The sequence below is a fragment of the Roseovarius ramblicola genome (assembly GCF_042430665.1).
Lineage (GTDB): Bacteria > Pseudomonadota > Alphaproteobacteria > Rhodobacterales > Rhodobacteraceae > Roseovarius > Roseovarius ramblicola.
The window spans coordinates 436239-452018 of the sequence record NZ_JBHMEC010000017.1; the positions used below are offsets into that span (position 1 = coordinate 436239).

The 15780-nt window shown below is 67.4% G+C and carries 16 protein-coding genes and 1 tRNA gene; all 17 read right to left on the reverse strand.

The annotated features are described in order from the left end of the window. Positions 1–11: 11 nt before the first annotated feature. On the reverse strand, positions 12–1133 hold the full coding sequence (locus ACFFU4_RS12785) for a DNA polymerase III subunit delta' (RefSeq protein WP_377070157.1): 1122 nt from the start codon (positions 1131–1133) through the stop codon (positions 12–14). Next, a complete protein-coding gene (gene tmk, locus ACFFU4_RS12790; protein WP_377070158.1) occupies positions 1130–1756 on the reverse strand; it encodes a dTMP kinase in 627 nt (208 codons plus the stop codon). Before tmk ends, ACFFU4_RS12785 begins: the two co-directional genes overlap by 4 nt. Beyond that, on the reverse strand, positions 1753–2916 hold the full coding sequence (locus ACFFU4_RS12795; protein ID WP_377070159.1) for a D-alanyl-D-alanine carboxypeptidase family protein: 1164 nt from the start codon (positions 2914–2916) through the stop codon (positions 1753–1755). The genes tmk and ACFFU4_RS12795 overlap by 4 nt, the downstream gene beginning before the upstream one ends. Before the next feature lie 15 nt (positions 2917–2931). Next, entirely contained in the window at positions 2932–3837 is a 906-nt protein-coding gene (locus tag ACFFU4_RS12800) for an SPOR domain-containing protein (protein WP_377070160.1), read from the reverse strand. Between the two features lie 357 nt (positions 3838–4194). Next, positions 4195–4271, reverse strand: a tRNA-Arg gene (locus ACFFU4_RS12805). Between the two features lie 47 nt (positions 4272–4318). Next, on the reverse strand, positions 4319–5539 hold the full coding sequence (locus tag ACFFU4_RS12810) for a cysteine desulfurase (protein ID WP_377070161.1): 1221 nt from the start codon (positions 5537–5539) through the stop codon (positions 4319–4321). A 1-nt stretch (position 5540) separates the two neighbouring features. Next, positions 5541–6137, reverse strand: a complete 597-nt coding sequence (locus ACFFU4_RS12815) for a YIP1 family protein (protein WP_377070162.1) — start codon at positions 6135–6137, stop codon at positions 5541–5543. Continuing rightward, complete coding sequence (locus ACFFU4_RS12820; protein WP_377070163.1) at positions 6134–6619, reverse strand: YIP1 family protein; 486 nt, start codon at positions 6617–6619, stop codon at positions 6134–6136. Before ACFFU4_RS12820 ends, ACFFU4_RS12815 begins: the two co-directional genes overlap by 4 nt. Beyond that, positions 6619–7908 (reverse strand): Fe-S cluster assembly protein SufD, encoded by a 1290-nt coding sequence (sufD, locus tag ACFFU4_RS12825; protein WP_377070164.1) that lies wholly within the window; start codon positions 7906–7908, stop codon positions 6619–6621. The genes ACFFU4_RS12820 and sufD overlap by 1 nt, the downstream gene beginning before the upstream one ends. Further along, positions 7908–8663 carry a Fe-S cluster assembly ATPase SufC gene (sufC, locus tag ACFFU4_RS12830; RefSeq protein ID WP_377070165.1) on the reverse strand — a complete coding sequence of 252 codons (756 nt, stop codon included), beginning with the start codon at positions 8661–8663 and terminating at the stop codon, positions 7908–7910. Before sufC ends, sufD begins: the two co-directional genes overlap by 1 nt. A gap of 29 nt (positions 8664–8692) precedes the next feature. Next, the gene (locus tag ACFFU4_RS12835) at positions 8693–9295 is read right to left on the reverse strand and encodes a hypothetical protein (RefSeq protein WP_377070166.1); all 603 of its coding nucleotides are present in this window, start codon (positions 9293–9295) and stop codon (positions 8693–8695) included. A gap of 1 nt (position 9296) precedes the next feature. Next, the gene (locus ACFFU4_RS12840; protein ID WP_377070167.1) at positions 9297–9605 is read right to left on the reverse strand and encodes a hypothetical protein; all 309 of its coding nucleotides are present in this window, start codon (positions 9603–9605) and stop codon (positions 9297–9299) included. Then, positions 9605–11152 (reverse strand): Fe-S cluster assembly protein SufB, encoded by a 1548-nt coding sequence (gene sufB / locus ACFFU4_RS12845; RefSeq protein ID WP_377070168.1) that lies wholly within the window; start codon positions 11150–11152, stop codon positions 9605–9607. Before sufB ends, ACFFU4_RS12840 begins: the two co-directional genes overlap by 1 nt. A 19-nt stretch (positions 11153–11171) precedes the next feature. After that, on the reverse strand, positions 11172–12215 hold the full coding sequence (locus ACFFU4_RS12850; protein WP_377070169.1) for a cysteine desulfurase family protein: 1044 nt from the start codon (positions 12213–12215) through the stop codon (positions 11172–11174). Between the two features lie 59 nt (positions 12216–12274). Next, on the reverse strand, positions 12275–13669 hold the full coding sequence (lpdA, locus tag ACFFU4_RS12855; RefSeq protein ID WP_377070170.1) for a dihydrolipoyl dehydrogenase: 1395 nt from the start codon (positions 13667–13669) through the stop codon (positions 12275–12277). A 133-nt stretch (positions 13670–13802) separates the two neighbouring features. Further along, positions 13803–14384, reverse strand: a complete 582-nt coding sequence (locus tag ACFFU4_RS12860; RefSeq protein WP_377070171.1) for a DUF924 family protein — start codon at positions 14382–14384, stop codon at positions 13803–13805. 87 nt (positions 14385–14471) lie between these two features. Continuing rightward, positions 14472–15737, reverse strand: coding sequence for an MFS transporter (locus ACFFU4_RS12865; protein ID WP_377070172.1), 1266 nt, complete (start codon positions 15735–15737; stop codon positions 14472–14474). Between the last annotated feature and the right edge of the window lie 43 nt (positions 15738–15780).

The following is a 15780-nucleotide window of genomic DNA, read 5'->3' on the forward strand; positions in this document are numbered from 1 at the left end:
GAGGCCGGGGGCTAGTCCCCGGCGGTCTGCTTCATCCTGAGCACGGTATCTAGGACAAGGCTGACAGGGTCAAGGTTGACCGCCAGCCCGTGGCGCGCGCGCGCACCGGTCTCTTCCGCGACCTGCGCCCAGACCCGCGCGCGCCTCGCATCGGGGGCAAGTCGCGTCATCAGCGCCGCCTCGCCCGGCACCGCCTCGACGGTAGGCGGCACGCCGGTGGCCCCAGTCCGCGCGAGCCGCGCAAGGAACAGCTCGATGAGCGTGAACAGCAGGTCGCGCCGCGCCTCGGCCCCGCGCTGCGCCACCGTCTCGGCCAGCCGGATCGCGCGCGCCCGGTCGGGCCGCGGCAGGCCCTCCATCAGCGCCACGATCTCGGCATAGAGGGCGGCACCCTCCAGCGTGACCAGCCGCACCGCCGCGCCCACCGAGCCTGCGGAGAGCTCGGCCAGCACCGCCGGATCGGTCCCCGGCGCAATCCCCGCCTGATCGAGGGCGCGCGCCATGTCCGCGGGCCCCAGCGGACCCAGCCGCAGCATCCGGCAGCGCGAGCGGATCGTCGGCAAGAGGCCCGAGGGCTGATGCGCAACCAGCAGCATAACCGTGCGCGCGGGTGGCTCCTCGAGCATCTTCAGGAGCGCGTTGGCAGCCTGCGTGTTAAGCTCGTCGGCGGCATCGACGATCACCACCCGCCGCCCGCCATCGGCGGAGGACAGCGCGAAGAAATTGCTCATCTTGCGCACCTGCGCCACGCGGATGTCCTGTGCCAGGCGGTCGCCCTTGTCGTTGGGGCCGCGCCGCAGCAGGAACAGCCCCGGCTCCGACAGCGCCAGAATACGCCGCGCGACGGGGTGGTCGGGGTCCACGTCGAGGCTCTCGGGCGGCAGCGGTGCGCCGAACAGCCCATCGGCCGTGGCCTCCTGATGAGTCAGCAGAAAGCGCGCGATGCGCCACGCAAGCGTCGCCTTGCCCACCCCGCGCGGCCCGGTCAGCATCCAGGCGTGGTGCAGCCGGCCGGTGGCGTGCGCGTCGAGAAACGCCGCCTCGGCCGCGCCCTGCCCCATCAGGTGCCGCGTCGCGCGCGGGTGCGGCACGCCCTCGGCGCGGTCGGGTTCGGGCAGCGCGTCGTCGCTCATGCCAGCCATGCCTCCGCCACGCGCGCGATGTCTGCCGCCACCGTCTCTGGGGGGCGGTCGCCGTCGATCACCGAGATCCGGTCGGGATACTCCCCGGCGAGCGCGAGAAACCCGCTGCGCAGTCGCGCCTGAAGGTCCTCGCCGAAGGATTCGAAGCGCCCCTCGCCGCCGCCCCGCGCGGCGGCGCGTGCCAGCCCCGCGCCCGGCTCCATGTCGATGAGCAACGTGAGATCCGGCTCGCGCGCGATCATCAGGGCGTGCAGCTCGTCCACCTGCCCGCGCAGATCGGCGCGGCCCACCCCCTGATAGACGCGGGTGCTGTCGGCGAAGCGGTCCGAGATCACCACCGCGCCGCGGTCGAGCGCGGGCGCGATCACCCGCTCCAGATGGTCGCGCCGCGCGGCGGTGAACAGCAACAGCTCGGTCTCGGGCGACCAGCGGTCGCCCGCGCCGGTGAGCAGCAGCTTGCGGATTTCCTCGGCACCGGGGCTGCCACCCGGCTCACGGGTCAGCACCACCTCGTGCCCCGCCCCGCGCAGATGCCCGGCCAGCAGCCGCGCCTGCGTGGACTTGCCCGATCCGTCGATTCCCTCGAAGCTGACGAACAGACCGCGCCCGCTCAAGGCGCGCCCTCGGGGCCCGCCCGCAACCGCGCGACAAGCTGCCCCGCCACCATGCGCATGCGGGTGACGAACCCGCCCTGCGCCACCGCCTCGGTCGCCACCAGCGGCACCCTCATCTCCGGCAGTCCCTCGGGCGACAGCACCAGTTCGGCGAGCCGGTCGCCCCTGTCCACGGGGGCGCGGATCGGACCGGTATAGACCACCTCCGCCGCCAGCCGCTCGTTGTCGAGCACCGGCAGCAGCGTCTCGACATCCGCCGCCGGGGCCAGCCCCACCTGACCCGCCGCGCCCATCCAGACCGGCGCCTGCGCCACCACCTCGCCCGCGCGCAGCACGGTCTTGCGCGCGAATTGCCGGAACGCCCAGTTCACGATCGCCTCGGATTCGCGCGCGCGCTGCGCGGCACTGTCGAGCCCGGAGACCGCGAAGATGACCCGCCGCTCGCCCTGCACCGCCGAGCCGACGAGGCCATAACCCGCCGCCTGCGTGTGCCCGGTCTTGAGCCCGTCCGCGCCGATCCCGAGCCCGAGGAGCGGATTGCGGTTGTAGATGTTCGACGGCGCGCGCCCGTCAAAGCGAAACTCGCGCTCGCCGAACAACTCGTAGAATTCGGGAAAGTCCTCGATGATATGCCGCGACAGCAGTACCAGGTCGTGCATCGTCATGACATGCCCCTCGGCGGGCCAGCCGTTGGCGTTCTTGAATACCGAACCGGTCATGCCGAGAGCCCGCGCGCGCTGTGTCATGTAACGGGCAAACCCGGCCTCGGTGCCGTCGGGGCTGAGCGCCTCGGCGATCACGGCGCAGGCGTCGTTGCCCGACAGCACGATGATCCCTTGCAGCAGATCCTCGACGCGGACCCGGTCGGTGGTGTCGAGAAACATGGTCGAGCCGCCATAGCTCATCGCGTGTTTCGAGACCGGCAGCCGTTCGTCGAGCGACAGACGCCCGTCGCGCACCGCCTCGAACGCCACGTAGAGCGTCATCAGCTTGGACATCGAGGCGGGCGGCAGCGGCGTGTCGGCATTCTTGCTCAGGAGCACGGTACCGGTGGTCACGTCCAGCACGTAGGCACCGCGCGCGCTTGTGTCGAAGGCGCTCGCCGACACAGCGACGCAGACCGCCGCCACCGCCGCCAGACAGCCATGCAGAAAACTCATCGCCGCATCCCCCGTTCAGTTGGTGACCGGATAGGCATCGGCAAAGCCGATACCCTTGATCTTTTCGAGCACGATGGTGCGCTCTGCTGCCGTGCGAATCGGCCCGACGACGACCCGCCAGAACCGTTTGCCCTGCGATGTCTGATCGAACACAGTTGGCACCATGCCCGCCTGCCGCAGGGCGGTGGCGGAGTTGCGAGCATTCTTCTCGATGCTGAAAATGCCCACCTGCACGAACGGCCGCGCCAGCGACGAGGCCGGACGCTCCGGCCTGGTTCCGGATGGCTCGCGTGCACGCCCGGCAGCCGCGGCCGCGGCCTCCTCCTCGGCGGCCCCGATCGCCGCCTCTGCCCCGGCCACAGGATCGAGATCGCTTGCCTCGATCCCGGGGGCGGGTGCCGCGCCCTGCCCCGCCGCGGCGTCGTCCCCGGCCTCCTCGCCCGCGGGCTCGGCGGGGGCCTCCTCGCGGCGCAGGGCCGTGACGTTGAGCTGCTGCGGCGCGCCCGCCAGAAGGCCGAGCGCCGACGCCGCGTCAGAGGACACCTGAAAGGCCGGTCCCGGCACCTCGCGCTGCCGCCGGAACAGCGCCCCGATGACGAACTTGCCGGTCGCGGTGTTGCGGATGATGACGCGCTCGGGTGCCTCGGCATCGGGGTGCGCCACCCAGACGCCGCCGAGCGAGGGGCGCCCGTCCCACAGCCCCATGGCCGTCGCCTGGAATACCTCGGGTGCCTCGACATCACGCTCCACCAGCCGGGTCGACCGCGTCCCCGCTTCGGCCGTAGCCGCCTGCTCGCCGCCCTCGGGCTGCAGCAGGGCAAAGTTTCCGCTCTCGTCGCATCCGGCGAGCAGCACCAGCCCAAGCGCAGCCGACAGCAACCGCCCAAGGGCCTCGGGTCCGCTTCGTTTCCCTGGCGTCATGTCATGCCTCTCGCCTGTGCACCGCGCGGACTTGTTCTCGTCCGCTCCCTGCGCATAACCCTACCCTCTCCGTTCAGGCGTGAAAAGCACGCAGCCGGGCGTTGCGCGGAATTCCCGCGCGACGGTGTTGGCGACCGGATCCGCGTGTCGATCCGGTGCATCAGCTTCAGATCGGCATCCGACACCGGGCGACGCGTGGGGCAGACGCTGTCCCGGCTGACCCACAAGACCCTGGCCTGATGGCTGGCGCCCTCGCGCCCCGCTGCCACATCCGCCGGGATCGCATGAAACCACGACGTCCCGGCACCGCCATGACATGCCGCCCCTCAGGGCATCACCAACCTTCGCGGGTATCTCTGGCGCACCTGATAGGATTCGAACCTATGGCCTCTGCCTTCGGAGGGCAGCGCTCTATCCAGCTGAGCTACAGGTGCGCGCGGGCCTGCTATAGCTGCCAACGCGCGGCCCCGCAATCGCAAATTCAGCCGAAGAGCTCGTGGGCCAGCTCCAGCGCCTCGATCAGCGCATCCACCTCGGCGCGAGTGTTGTACATGGCGAACGACGCCCGGCAGGTCGCGGTCACGCCGAGATGATCCATCAGCGGCCCGGCGCAGTGATGGCCCGCGCGCACCGCCACCCCCTTCTTGTCGAGGATGGTCGAGATGTCATGCGCATGCGCCGCACCGTTCATGGTGAACGAAAAGATCGCCGCCTTGCCATCCGCCGTGCCCTGCAGCCCCAGCCAGTTGAGCCCCGACAGCCGCGCCATCGCATAGGCCGCGATATCGGCCTCGTGGGTGGCGATCGCGTCCATGCCCACGCCCATCATGTAGTCCAGCGCCGCGCCCAGCCCGATGGCCTGCACGATGCCCGGCGTGCCGGCCTCGAATTTCATCGGCGGGTCGTTGTAGCTGACGGCGTCCTTGCTGACCTCGCGGATCATGTCGCCGCCGCCCATGAAGGGGCGCATTTCGGCGAACCGCTCGTTGCGAACGAAGATCGCGCCGGAGCCCGAGGGGCCATAGAGCTTGTGCCCGGTGATGGCGTAGAAATCGCAGCCGAGATCGTCGATGTTCACCGGCATGTGCACCGCCGACTGGCTACCATCCACCAGCACCGGAACGCCGCGCGCGCGGGCCGCGTCGCAGATGGATTTGACGTCAACGACGGTCCCCAACACATTGGAAAGATGCGTGATCGCCACGAGTTTCGTCTTCGGCCCGATGGCGTCGATCACCTTTTGCGGATCGAGCGCGCCACGCGAATCCACATCCACCCATTTGAGCGCCACGCCCTGACGCTCGCGCAGGAAATGCCACGGCACGATATTGGCGTGATGCTCCATCACCGACAGCACGATCTCGTCGCCCGCCTCCATGCGCGGCATTGCCCAGCCATAGGCGACCATGTTGATCCCCTCGGTGGTGCCCGAGTTGAGCACGATCTGCCGCTCGTCCGCGACCCCGAGAAAGCGCGCGATGATGCCGCGCACGGCCTCGTACTTCTCGGTGGCGAGGTTGCTGAGGTAATGCAGGCCGCGATGGACGTTGGCGTATTCGTGGGCATAGGCGGTGGTGACCGCGTCGATCACCACCTGCGGCTTCTGCGCGCTGGCGCCGTTGTCGAGATAGACCAGCGGCTTGCCGTTCACCTCCCGCGACAGGATCGGGAAATCAGCGCGGATTCTTTCGACGTCAAGCATCTCAGCCCCCTCTCATCACGACGATCCCGATCAGGCTGAGAACCGCGCTCAGCCCGATCACCATCGCCACAAGCGACAGAAGGATCACCCCCGCCGCCTTGAACATGTTGCCGAACCGATGCGCCGCATCGACAAAGCCAACGAGGATGTACGCTCCCCAGATCGCCGCCACCATCACCGCCATCGCCGCCAGGACCGGCGCCGCGAAGGCCAGCACCACGATGACAATTTGTACCATCAGCCGGAGCACCTGCAGCCAGGTGACCAGCACCAGCAGGTCGTCCATCGACACCGCGGCGCCACCCAGCCCCAAGCCCACATGATAGAGCGCGACCACCGTGATCGCCAGGGCCCCGAAGAGGAACAGCGCGAACAGGACCGGCGCGTGGAACGCGGGCGGCATGAGCGCCACCGCCGGATCGGCCGGCGGGTTGAGTTGCAGTGACAGGGAATAGACAAAGGCATTGAGGATCGAGACAAGACCGAGCGAGAGCCACAATTCCTGCCGAGGCAAGCGCATCTCCATCAGCGCCCGCGCCGCCACATGCGGCCGGAACAGCGTCTGCCGCACGAGATCCCTGAACCGGTCCGATGTCATGCGCTGCTCCATTCCGCCTCTCGCAGACCGGATATCCAGAACCAGAGAAAAACGCCACACCAGATCAGCCCCACGCCCTGCAATCCCGGTCCCGGCCCGATGAACCCGGCCACCAGACCATGCAGCAGGATCAGCGGGCTTGCCGCCAGAAACGCCCAGAACAACGCCAGCCGCGCGCCATACATCGTGCCGCGCCCGCCGACAAGGCGCGCCACCCCGTGACTGAGAAACGCCAGCGCGTAGAGCATAAGCGGCGCGATGAAAACCCAGCCGAGCAGCGCGCCCCCCAGAAGAGGGTTGAGGTCCTGCCCGGTCAGGTGCGCCTCTCTCGCCAGCCGCGGCCACTGAGCGACGAACACCACCACGCAGGCGGCGATCAACGTGACCAGCGCGCGATCCTCGCGCTCGCCCATTTCCAGCAGGCGGCGCACCACCCGGCGGGGCCCCCGATAGGTGGCGACGATGTCGCGCGCGACCGGCATCAGCCGCGCCGCCGCTCCAGCCAGCCTGCGATGCGCGCGGTGATCTCGTCGCGCAGGCTCTCATGCTCGATCTCTTCAACCGCCTCGGCAAGGAACGACAGCACCAGCAGGTCGGTCGCCAGCGGCTTCGGCACACCGCGCGAGCGCAGGTAGTAGAGCGCGTCCTCGTCGATCGCCCCCGAGGTCGAGCCGTGCGAGCACGCCACGTCGTCGGCGTAGATCTCCAGCTCCGGCTTGGCGAGGAACTGGCTGTCATCGTCCAGAAGCAGCGCCTGGCTGATCTGGTAGCCATCGGTCTTCTGCGCGCCGGGCCTGACCAGAATCTTGCCCTGGAATACGCCCGTGGCACCGTTGCGCAACACCTTCTTGAACACCTGCCGGCTCTCGCAGCGCTCGGCGTCATGGGTGACGAACACGGTGTCGTCGCCGTGGAAATCGCCGTCGCCCATGGCCGCCCCGGCGACATGCGCCACCGCGTCGTCCCCGGTGAACTCGATCACGCATTCGTTGCGCGTCATCACGCCGTTGGCGGTCATGGTAAAGGACTTGAACGCGCTCTCGCGCCCCAGCCGGGCAAAGATATGGGTGGCCGCGCGGCGCTCGTGGTCGCGCCCTTGCACCCGGACATGGTGGAACCGCGCGCCATCGGCCACGTCCACCTCCATCACCTTGTTGAACCGTGCCGCCGCCGGACCGTTCTCCAGCACCGTCAACTCGGCCCCCGGGTCGAGCCTGACCACATGGTGCAGCAGCGCGTCGGAGGTCTCCGACCGGTGGCGATAGACGAGGCTGACCGGCCTCGCCGCCTTGCCGGTGACATGGATCAGCACGCCATCGCGTGCCAGCGCCGTGTTGAGCGCCGCCAGCGGGCGCGGCACGGGCGTCTGCCCGCGCGCCTCGAGCGTGCCGTAAAGGTCGCGCGCCCAGTGCAGGTCCTGCCCGGCGACATCGGCCAGCCGCTCGATACGCACGCCCGCCATCGCGGGATCGTCGCTCGCCTCGGCGTCGAACACGCCATCCACGAACACGAGGCGCAGACGATCCATGTCGGCGAACATTCCGGGTTCGTCGCCGTCCTCGAACAGCGCCGCGTGCGGGGGCTCGGCCAGCGTCAGGCTGTCGGGGCGGGTGAATTTCCAGTATTCATCGCGCCGCTGCGGCAGACCGGTCGCGCGCAGGCGCGCCAGCGCGTCCTCGCGGGCCGCCGTGATCCATGCGCCGCCCACGGGCAGATGCAGCGCATCGACCTGCATCGCCGAGTCTGTCCTTGCCTGCGGTGCTGCCGCCATCACGCCACCTCCGCCTTGAGATCGGCATAGCCGTTCTTCTCGACCTCAAGCGCGAGATCCGGGCCGCCGGACTTGATGATGCGCCCCTGTGACATGATGTGCACCACGTCGGGCACGATGTGATCCAGCAGGCGCTGGTAATGCGTGATCACGAGAAACCCGCGGCCCGCATCGCGCAGCGAGTTCACGCCGCTCGCCACCAGCTTCATCGCGTCCACGTCAAGGCCCGAGTCGGTCTCGTCGAGGATGCACATGCGCGGCTCCAGCACCGCCATCTGCAGGATCTCGTTGCGCTTCTTCTCGCCGCCCGAGAACCCGACGTTGACCGGGCGCTTGAGCATGTCGGCGTCGATCTCGAGCGCCTTGGCCTTCTCGCGCACCATCTTGAGGAAGTCGGAGGCGCTGATCTCGTCCTGTCCGCGCGCCTTGCGCTGCGCGTTCACCGCCGTGCGCAGAAAGGTCATGTTGCCCACGCCGGGGATCTCCACCGGGTACTGGAACGCCAGGAAAAGCCCCGCCGCGGCGCGCTCTTCGGTCTCCATGTCCAGCAGGCTTTTGCCGTCGAGCGTGGCCGACCCTTCGGTCACCCGATAGCCGTCGCGGCCCGACAGGACATAGCTCAGCGTCGATTTGCCCGAGCCGTTGGGACCCATGATCGCGTGGACCTTGCCGGCCTCCACGGTCAGGTCCACCCCCTTGAGGATGGTCTTGTCCTCTCCTTCAAGATCGACGTGCAGGTTCTTGATTTCCAGCATGATTTTTCCTTTCAACATCATCCACGCCGTTACGGGCGCAGCATCATTCCGATCACGTCGCCCAGACGTTCCAGCGGCAGCGCCAGCGGTGCCACCTCGAATTCGGCCATCCGTCCCACCAGTCTTTGCGGCGCGCCGATCCAAGACTCGATCCCGTGGTAATGGCGTCGCGGCGCGTAATCGTCGAACAAGAGCCGCAGGGGCTTTTTCGTGTGCAGCGCCGCCGCCAGCGCGCAGCCGGTACGGAACCGTCCGTCCACCAGCACCACGTCGGGGGCGACATCGCCGCGTTCCCACACCCCCAGCGGATAGCGCGCATAGCGCAGGTAGCCGCTGTTGTCGCGCGGGTGCCCCCATCGCCTGGTCGGGCCGATATCGGCCCAGATCACCTCGACCTCGCTGCCCGCCGCGGGCGGGTTGGCGGCAAGCCAGCCCTGCATCATCCCGGCCCACGCCTCGTCGCTCTCGACCGACCAGACCCGCTTGCCCTCCATCTCGGATGCCATGACCGTCGAGCCGCCCGACCCGTATTCAAGGATCGCGCCCGCCTCGGCATAGGCCGCGCGCAGATGCGCCGCCTCGGCCTCGGGCAGGGTCAGCTCGGGGCGCGTGATCGCCTCTGCCTGTGTCATGTCAGCCCCGGGCATCCGCGCGCGCCCGGTCGATCAAGCGCACGATCGCGATGGTCAGCGCGCTCCAGCACAGGAACAGGGCCAGTCCTATCGCCAGCTCCAGCAGTTCCGCGTGCTGCGCCGGGATGGTGCCGTTCGCCACGCACTCCGCCACGATCTCGTCATGGCCCAGCGCCAGGAGGAAGATGGTGAAATGCCCCAGGATCAGCAGGCCCAGATGTCGCCCCTCCCGACGCAGACGCGGCGGAAACCGCGTCAGCCACGCAATCGCGAGGTATCGCGACCCGTTGAAGACACCCTGCCCGGTCATCACCCCACCGACCCCTCGAGCGAGATCGCCACCAGTTGCTGCGCCTCCATCGCGAATTCCATCGGCAGCGCCTGAAGCACATCGCGGCAGAAGCCGTTGACGACCAGCGCGACCGCCTCTTCCTCGTCCATGCCGCGCTGCCGGCAGTAAAAGAGCTGATCGTCATCAACCTTGGAGGTGGTCGCCTCGTGCTCGACGCGGGACGAGTTGTTCTTGACCTCGATATAGGGCACCGTGTGTGCCCCGCAGGTGTCGCCGATGAGCAGGCTGTCGCACTGCGTGTAGTTGCGGCTGTTCTTTGCCTTGGGGTGCATCGAGACCAGCCCGCGATAGGTATTCTGCGCATGGCCCGCGCTGATCCCCTTGGAGACGATGCGCGAGCGGGTATTCTTGCCAAGATGGATCATCTTGGTCCCGGTATCGGCCTGCTGCCAGTTGTTGGCGATGGCGATCGAGTAGAACTCGCCCTGGCTGTCGTCGCCGCGCAGGATGCAGGAGGGGTATTTCCACGTCACCGCCGAACCGGTCTCGACCTGCGTCCACATGCATTTCGCCCGATCACCCCGGCAATCGGCACGCTTGGTGACGAAATTGTAGATGCCGCCCTTGCCGTCCTCATCGCCGGGATACCAGTTCTGTACCGTGGAGTATTTCACCTCGGCGTCTTCCTCGACGATAATCTCGACCACCGCGGCGTGAAGCTGACTCTCGTCGCGCTGCGGCGCGGTGCAGCCCTCCAGATAGCTCACATAGGCGCCCTTGTCGGCGATGATCAGCGTCCGCTCGAACTGCCCGGTATTCTCGGCATTGATCCGGAAATAGGTCGACAGCTCCATCGGACAGCGCACGCCCGGCGGCACGTAGACGAACGACCCGTCGGAGAACACCGCCGAATTCAGCGTGGCGTAGAAGTTGTCAGAGACCGGCACGACCGAGCCGAGGTATTTCCTGACCAGATCGGGATATTCCTTGATCGCCTCCGAGATCGAGCAGAAAATCACTCCGGCACTTTTCAGCTCGGCCTGAAAGGTGGTTCCGACGCTGACGCTGTCGAATACCGCGTCCACCGCCACCTTGCGCTCCTCTTGCGCCCCGTCGACACGAGCATCGGCGGGGGCCGCGTCGGCCCCCTCGACTCCGGCGAGAATCATCTGCTCCTTCAGCGGAATGCCCAGCTTGGCATAGGTTTCCAGCAGTTTGGGATCGACATCGTCGAGCGATTTGGGCTTCTCGGCCATGCTCTTGGGGCGCGCATAGTAATACTGCGCCTGAAAGTCGATCTTCGGATAATCCACCATCGCCCAGGTGGGCTCTTTCTTTTCCAGCCAGCGCCGGTAGGCCGCCAGCCGCCATTCGGTCATCCATTCGGGTTCTTCGTTCTTGGACGAGATCAGACGCACGATATCCTCGCTGAGGCCCAGCGGCGCGTAATCCATCTCGATATCGGTATTCCAGCCGTGCTTGTAGGCGCCGCCGACCTGCCGAACGGTATCGACCGTTTCGCGATCAACGCCGTCCTTGACCTGCATCTCGTCCAAAGCCGCCATAGCCGTTCTCTCCTGTCGCTCAGGCCAAACGGGCCCGATGTCTGTTCCACAGCCTCGCCCAGACCTCGGCAAGGCGCATGATATCTCCTGTGGTCGTCTCCGGCCCCAGGGACACGCGCAGCGCCGAATTCGCCACCGGCGCGTCCATGCCCATTGCCTGCAAGACGCCGCTTGCCCGGACCTTGCCGCTCGAACAGGCGCTGCCCGACGATACGGCGAACCCCGCGAGATCGAGCGCCATCACCTGCGTTTCCCCCTTCCAGCCCGGCGTGACCAGGCAGGATGTGTTGGGCAGGCGCGGCCCGTCTTGTCCAACGAAAATAGTCTCCTTTGAAATCTCTGCAATAGTTGATTCTAGAATGTTTCTAAGTTTTTCGACCCGGTCCCAGACCCCGTCGGCCAGGTCCTGCGCCGCTGCCTCTGCCGCCGCGCCGAATCCGGCGATGCCGATCACGTTCTCGGTGCCCGCCCGGCGGCCCATCTCCTGCCCGCCGCCGCGCAACTGCGCCGGCACATCCAGACCCTGCCGCGCCACCAGCGCGCCCACGCCCTTGGGGCCGCCCAGCTTGTGCGAGGACACCAGCGCCATGTCCACGCCGGTCCAGTTGAACGCCACCGGCAGCTTGCCAAAGGCCTGCGTCATGTCGCTCACGGCCAGCCCCTCGGGCAGGGTCTGGATCACGCCGGTCTCGGAATTGGCCAGTTGCAGCACGGATCGCGCGGGATCGGCCACCGCCACGCGCCCCCGCGCATCGACCGGCAGGTCCCCGGCGATCCAGGCGCGCACCGCGTCATGCTCCACCGCCGCGCCCGACAGGCCGCGGCCCGCACAGGCCAGCGCCGCCGCCTCGGTCGCCCCGGAGGTAAAGATCACTTCGGCCCCGTCGGCCCCGAGCGCCGATGCGACCTGTGCGCGCGCGCGCTCGACCAGCGCCTTGGCGTCGCGCCCCTCGGCATGGACGGAGGACGGGTTGCCCACCACCTCCATCGCCGCGATCATCGCCTCGCGCGCCTCGTCGCGCAGCGGCGCGGTCGCGTTATGATCAAGATAGACCCGCGTCATTTCTCCCCCGGTCCGGTAGCCACGACCGGGGGGATATCGGCACCCTCCGCGGCCGCGTTTCAGATATGGATCACGCGCCCGTAGGCGTCCAGCACCGATTCGTGCATCATCTCCGACAGCGTGGGATGCGGGAAGACCGTGTTCATCAGGTCTTCCTCGGTGGTCTCGAGCGTGCGGCCGACGATATACCCCTGGATAAGCTCTGTCACCTCGGCACCGACCATGTGCGCGCCCAGAAGCTCACCGGTGCCCGCGTCGAACACGGTCTTGACCATGCCCTCGGGCTCGCCCAGCGCGATCGCCTTGCCGTTGCCGATAAAGGGAAAGCGGCCCACCTTGACCTCGTGGCCCTTCTCCCTGGCCTGCGCCTCGGTAAGACCCACGCTCGCGATCTGCGGGTGGCAGTAGGTGCAGCCGGCGATGCTGTCGGGATCGACCGCGTGCGGATGCCCGCCCGCGATCAGCTCGGCCACCATCACGCCCTCGTGGCTGGCCTTGTGCGCAAGCCACGGCGCGCCTGCCACGTCGCCGATGGCATAGAGCCCGTCCACACCGGTGCGGCAATGCGGGTCGGTCACGACATGGGATTTCTCGACCTTCACGCCAAGCCCTTCGAGCCCCAGCCCCTCGGTATTGCCGACGATGCCCACGGCGGAGATCACGCTGTCGAACTCGTGCTTTTCGACCTTGCCGCCGACCTCGATATGGGCGGTCACCTTGCCCTTGCCGCGGTCGAGCTGCTTGACCATGGCCTTTTCCATGATCTTCATCTTCTGCTTCTCGAACGCCTTTTTCGCGAAGGCGGAAATCTCGGCATCCTCGACCGGCAGGATGCGGTCCATCACCTCGACCACCGTGGTTTCGGCCCCCAGCGTGTTGTAGAAACTGGCGAATTCTATGCCGATCGCGCCCGAGCCGATGACCAGCAGCTTTTTCGGCATGCGCGGCGGCACCAGCGCGTGCTTGTAGGTCCAGACCAGATCGCCATCGGCCTCGAGTCCGGGCAATTCGCGCGCCCGCGCGCCGGTGGCGATCACGATGTTCTTCGCGGTCAGATCCTCGGTGCCCTTGTCGGTCTTGACCTGCACCTTGCCCTTGGCGGGCAGGCTCGCCTCGCCCATATAGGCCGTGACCTTGTTCTTCTTGAGCAGGTGGCCGACCCCGGAATTCAGTTGCTTGGCCACGCCGCGCGAGCGTTTCACCACCGCGTCGAGATCATAGCCGATCCCGTCGGCCTTGAGACCGAACTCGCCGGCCCGGTGCATCAGATGGAACACCTCGGACGAGCGCAGCATCGCCTTGGTCGGGATGCAGCCCCAGTTGAGACAGATACCGCCCATGTGCTCGCGCTCGACGATGGCCACCTTGAGGCCAAGCTGCGCGCCCCGGATCGCCGCCACGTAGCCGCCCGGCCCCGCGCCGATCACGATCATGTCAAAGCTGTCAGACGCCATGCGCCCCTCCCTCGCCAGAAATTAGTTTGGTGTTAAACTATTTCCGGCAAGACCTCAACGCGGCGATGCGCGTTCCCGCGAAAAGCCGCTCTGCCCGCAGCGCAGGGCTCTGCGTGCCAGGCACGGGACGGGCTCAGGCCACCGCCTCGGTCACCTCGCGGACCAGCGCGCCATAGCCGCCCTCGGCCTCGAAGGTGCGCTCCGGTTCGGTCGATGCCCGGCCCAGTGTCGCGTTGCGATAAGGGAAGCGGCCGAAGCGGCGGATCACCTCGCGATGCGCGCGGGCGTGCAGCAGGTTGTCGGGCCCGTGCTCGGGCATCCGCGCGCAGATCAGCCGCACGCAGCGCTCCTGATCGCAGAGGTTCTCGGAATGCATCAGCGGCAGGTAGAAGAATTGCCGCGCCGGCTCGTCGATGCGCATGTCCCAACCGCGATTGATCGCCACCTTGGCCGCCGTCAGCCCGGCGCGGTCGGTGGCAAAGGCCCGCTCCTCGCCGCGAAACATGTTGCGTGGGAACTGATCGGTGAGGATCACGTAAGCGAGCGTGCCGCTGGCATGGGTGAGCCATAGACCATACGCTCCCGCACGGGCATTGTCCCACGCGCTGGAAAATCGTTCGCGTACCTCCGTGTCCAGCGCCTCCGAATTCCGATACCAGCCTGTCGGCCCGACCTCATCCAGCCAGAACCGCAACACTTCTTCGGGCGACACCATTGGGATTCTCCTCGATTTCCCGTCACGCTAATGTCATGTTAACCTTTGAATTTGGCAAATTCACAGTAACATATTGCTACAATTCGGTCATGCCTCTCCCGAACCCGGGGCGTCGCCGCTCTCCTGCGCGGTCTCGATGGCGAATTCCTGCGCGAATTCCACCGCCATCGGCGAGGCCGAGGGCGCCACCGCGGTGTAGCTGTCGGTCGTCCCGGGCGTGGCGCGCTGCGTCATCCGATAGGCCGCGTAGGCGGCGATCGACAGCGCCAGCACCGCGATCACCACGAAGAATCCGCGCGGCCCGATCACCCCCATGAGCCAGCCGGTGATGAGTGGCCCGCTCACCGCGCCCAGACCGCTGATGAACACCATGCCCCCGGCCGCGGCGGCCATGTCGTCATGCTCCAGGAAATCGTTGGTATAGGCGATGAGCAGCGAATAGAGCGGGTTCGACATGCCCCCGATGACAAAGGCCGCCACCAGCAGCGGCACGAAAACCGCCCCCAGCACCACGCCGATCATCGCCCCCGCGCCCATCATTGCGGCCGCCGCGCAGATCAGCACCCGCCGGTCCATCCGGTCCGACAGCCAGCCGATGGGATATTGCAGCACCATCGACGCCACGAAAAAGGTCGAGACGAAGACCGAGATCTGCGGCACGCTCAGCCCCGCCTCGGCACCGTAGACCGGCGCCATCCCGAACTGCGCCGAGAACACGCCGCCCAGCAGGAACATGCCGACGCAGCCCAGCGGCGAGACCGCCATGATCTGGCGCAGCGACAGCGGCTTGGTGGTTTCGAAGGCGGGCGTGGGACTGACCGACAGCAGGATCGGCGCGAACGCGAGCGAGACCAGAACCGACGGGATCACGAACAGCACGTAGCCCGACGGATCGCCCAGCACCAGCAGGCCCTGCGCGGTGACGATGCCCACCATCTGCACGATCATATAGAGCGACAGCGCCTTGCCCCGGTTCGCGTTGGTGGCCGAATTGTTGAGCCAGCTCTCCGCCGTCACGTAGACACCGGAGAAACAGAACCCGATCACCACCCGCCCCACCGACCACGCCCAGGGATCGGCGAGGGTCGGATAGAGGACCAGCACCGCCGAAATCATCGAGCCCAGCGCGGCAAAGACCCGCACATGCCCCACCCGGCGGATCATCTCGGGGGCCAGGCGCGAGCCGAACAGGAACCCCGCGAAATAGGCCGACATCACCACCGACATCTGCGTGGTGGAAAACCCCTCGAGCGCGCCGCGCACACCCAGCAGCGTGCCCTGCATGCCGTTGCCGACCTGCAAAAGCATCATCCCCAGGAGCAGCGCCCAGGCACTCGAAAACACTTGCAGCATGTCGCTTCTCCCTGATCCCGGTCCTACGGTCGCAGGCCGGGCA

What these genes read in the sequence shown, in the direction of transcription:
- sufC (WP_377070165.1), bottom strand. Translation starts at nt 8,663, where the DNA reads ATGCTGGAAATCAAGAACCTGCACGTCGATCTTGAAGGAGAGGACAAG.
- ACFFU4_RS12860 (WP_377070171.1), bottom strand. Translation starts at nt 14,384, where the DNA reads ATGGTGTCGCCCGAAGAAGTGTTGCGGTTCTGGCTGGATGAGGTCGGG.
- ACFFU4_RS12815 (WP_377070162.1), bottom strand. Translation starts at nt 6,137, where the DNA reads ATGACATCGGACCGGTTCAGGGATCTCGTGCGGCAGACGCTGTTCCGG.
- ACFFU4_RS12835 (WP_377070166.1), bottom strand. Translation starts at nt 9,295, where the DNA reads ATGACACAGGCAGAGGCGATCACGCGCCCCGAGCTGACCCTGCCCGAG.
- ACFFU4_RS12840 (WP_377070167.1), bottom strand. Translation starts at nt 9,605, where the DNA reads ATGACCGGGCAGGGTGTCTTCAACGGGTCGCGATACCTCGCGATTGCG.
- ACFFU4_RS12810 (WP_377070161.1), bottom strand. Translation starts at nt 5,539, where the DNA reads ATGCTTGACGTCGAAAGAATCCGCGCTGATTTCCCGATCCTGTCGCGG.
- ACFFU4_RS12850 (WP_377070169.1), bottom strand. Translation starts at nt 12,215, where the DNA reads ATGACGCGGGTCTATCTTGATCATAACGCGACCGCGCCGCTGCGCGAC.
- lpdA (WP_377070170.1), bottom strand. Translation starts at nt 13,669, where the DNA reads ATGGCGTCTGACAGCTTTGACATGATCGTGATCGGCGCGGGGCCGGGC.
- sufD (WP_377070164.1), bottom strand. Translation starts at nt 7,908, where the DNA reads ATGGCGGCAGCACCGCAGGCAAGGACAGACTCGGCGATGCAGGTCGAT.
- ACFFU4_RS12785 (WP_377070157.1), bottom strand. Translation starts at nt 1,133, where the DNA reads ATGAGCGACGACGCGCTGCCCGAACCCGACCGCGCCGAGGGCGTGCCG.
- ACFFU4_RS12795 (WP_377070159.1), bottom strand. Translation starts at nt 2,916, where the DNA reads ATGAGTTTTCTGCATGGCTGTCTGGCGGCGGTGGCGGCGGTCTGCGTC.
- ACFFU4_RS12820 (WP_377070163.1), bottom strand. Translation starts at nt 6,619, where the DNA reads ATGCCGGTCGCGCGCGACATCGTCGCCACCTATCGGGGGCCCCGCCGG.
- sufB (WP_377070168.1), bottom strand. Translation starts at nt 11,152, where the DNA reads ATGGCGGCTTTGGACGAGATGCAGGTCAAGGACGGCGTTGATCGCGAA.
- ACFFU4_RS12800 (WP_377070160.1), bottom strand. Translation starts at nt 3,837, where the DNA reads ATGACGCCAGGGAAACGAAGCGGACCCGAGGCCCTTGGGCGGTTGCTG.
- ACFFU4_RS12865 (WP_377070172.1), bottom strand. Translation starts at nt 15,737, where the DNA reads ATGCTGCAAGTGTTTTCGAGTGCCTGGGCGCTGCTCCTGGGGATGATG.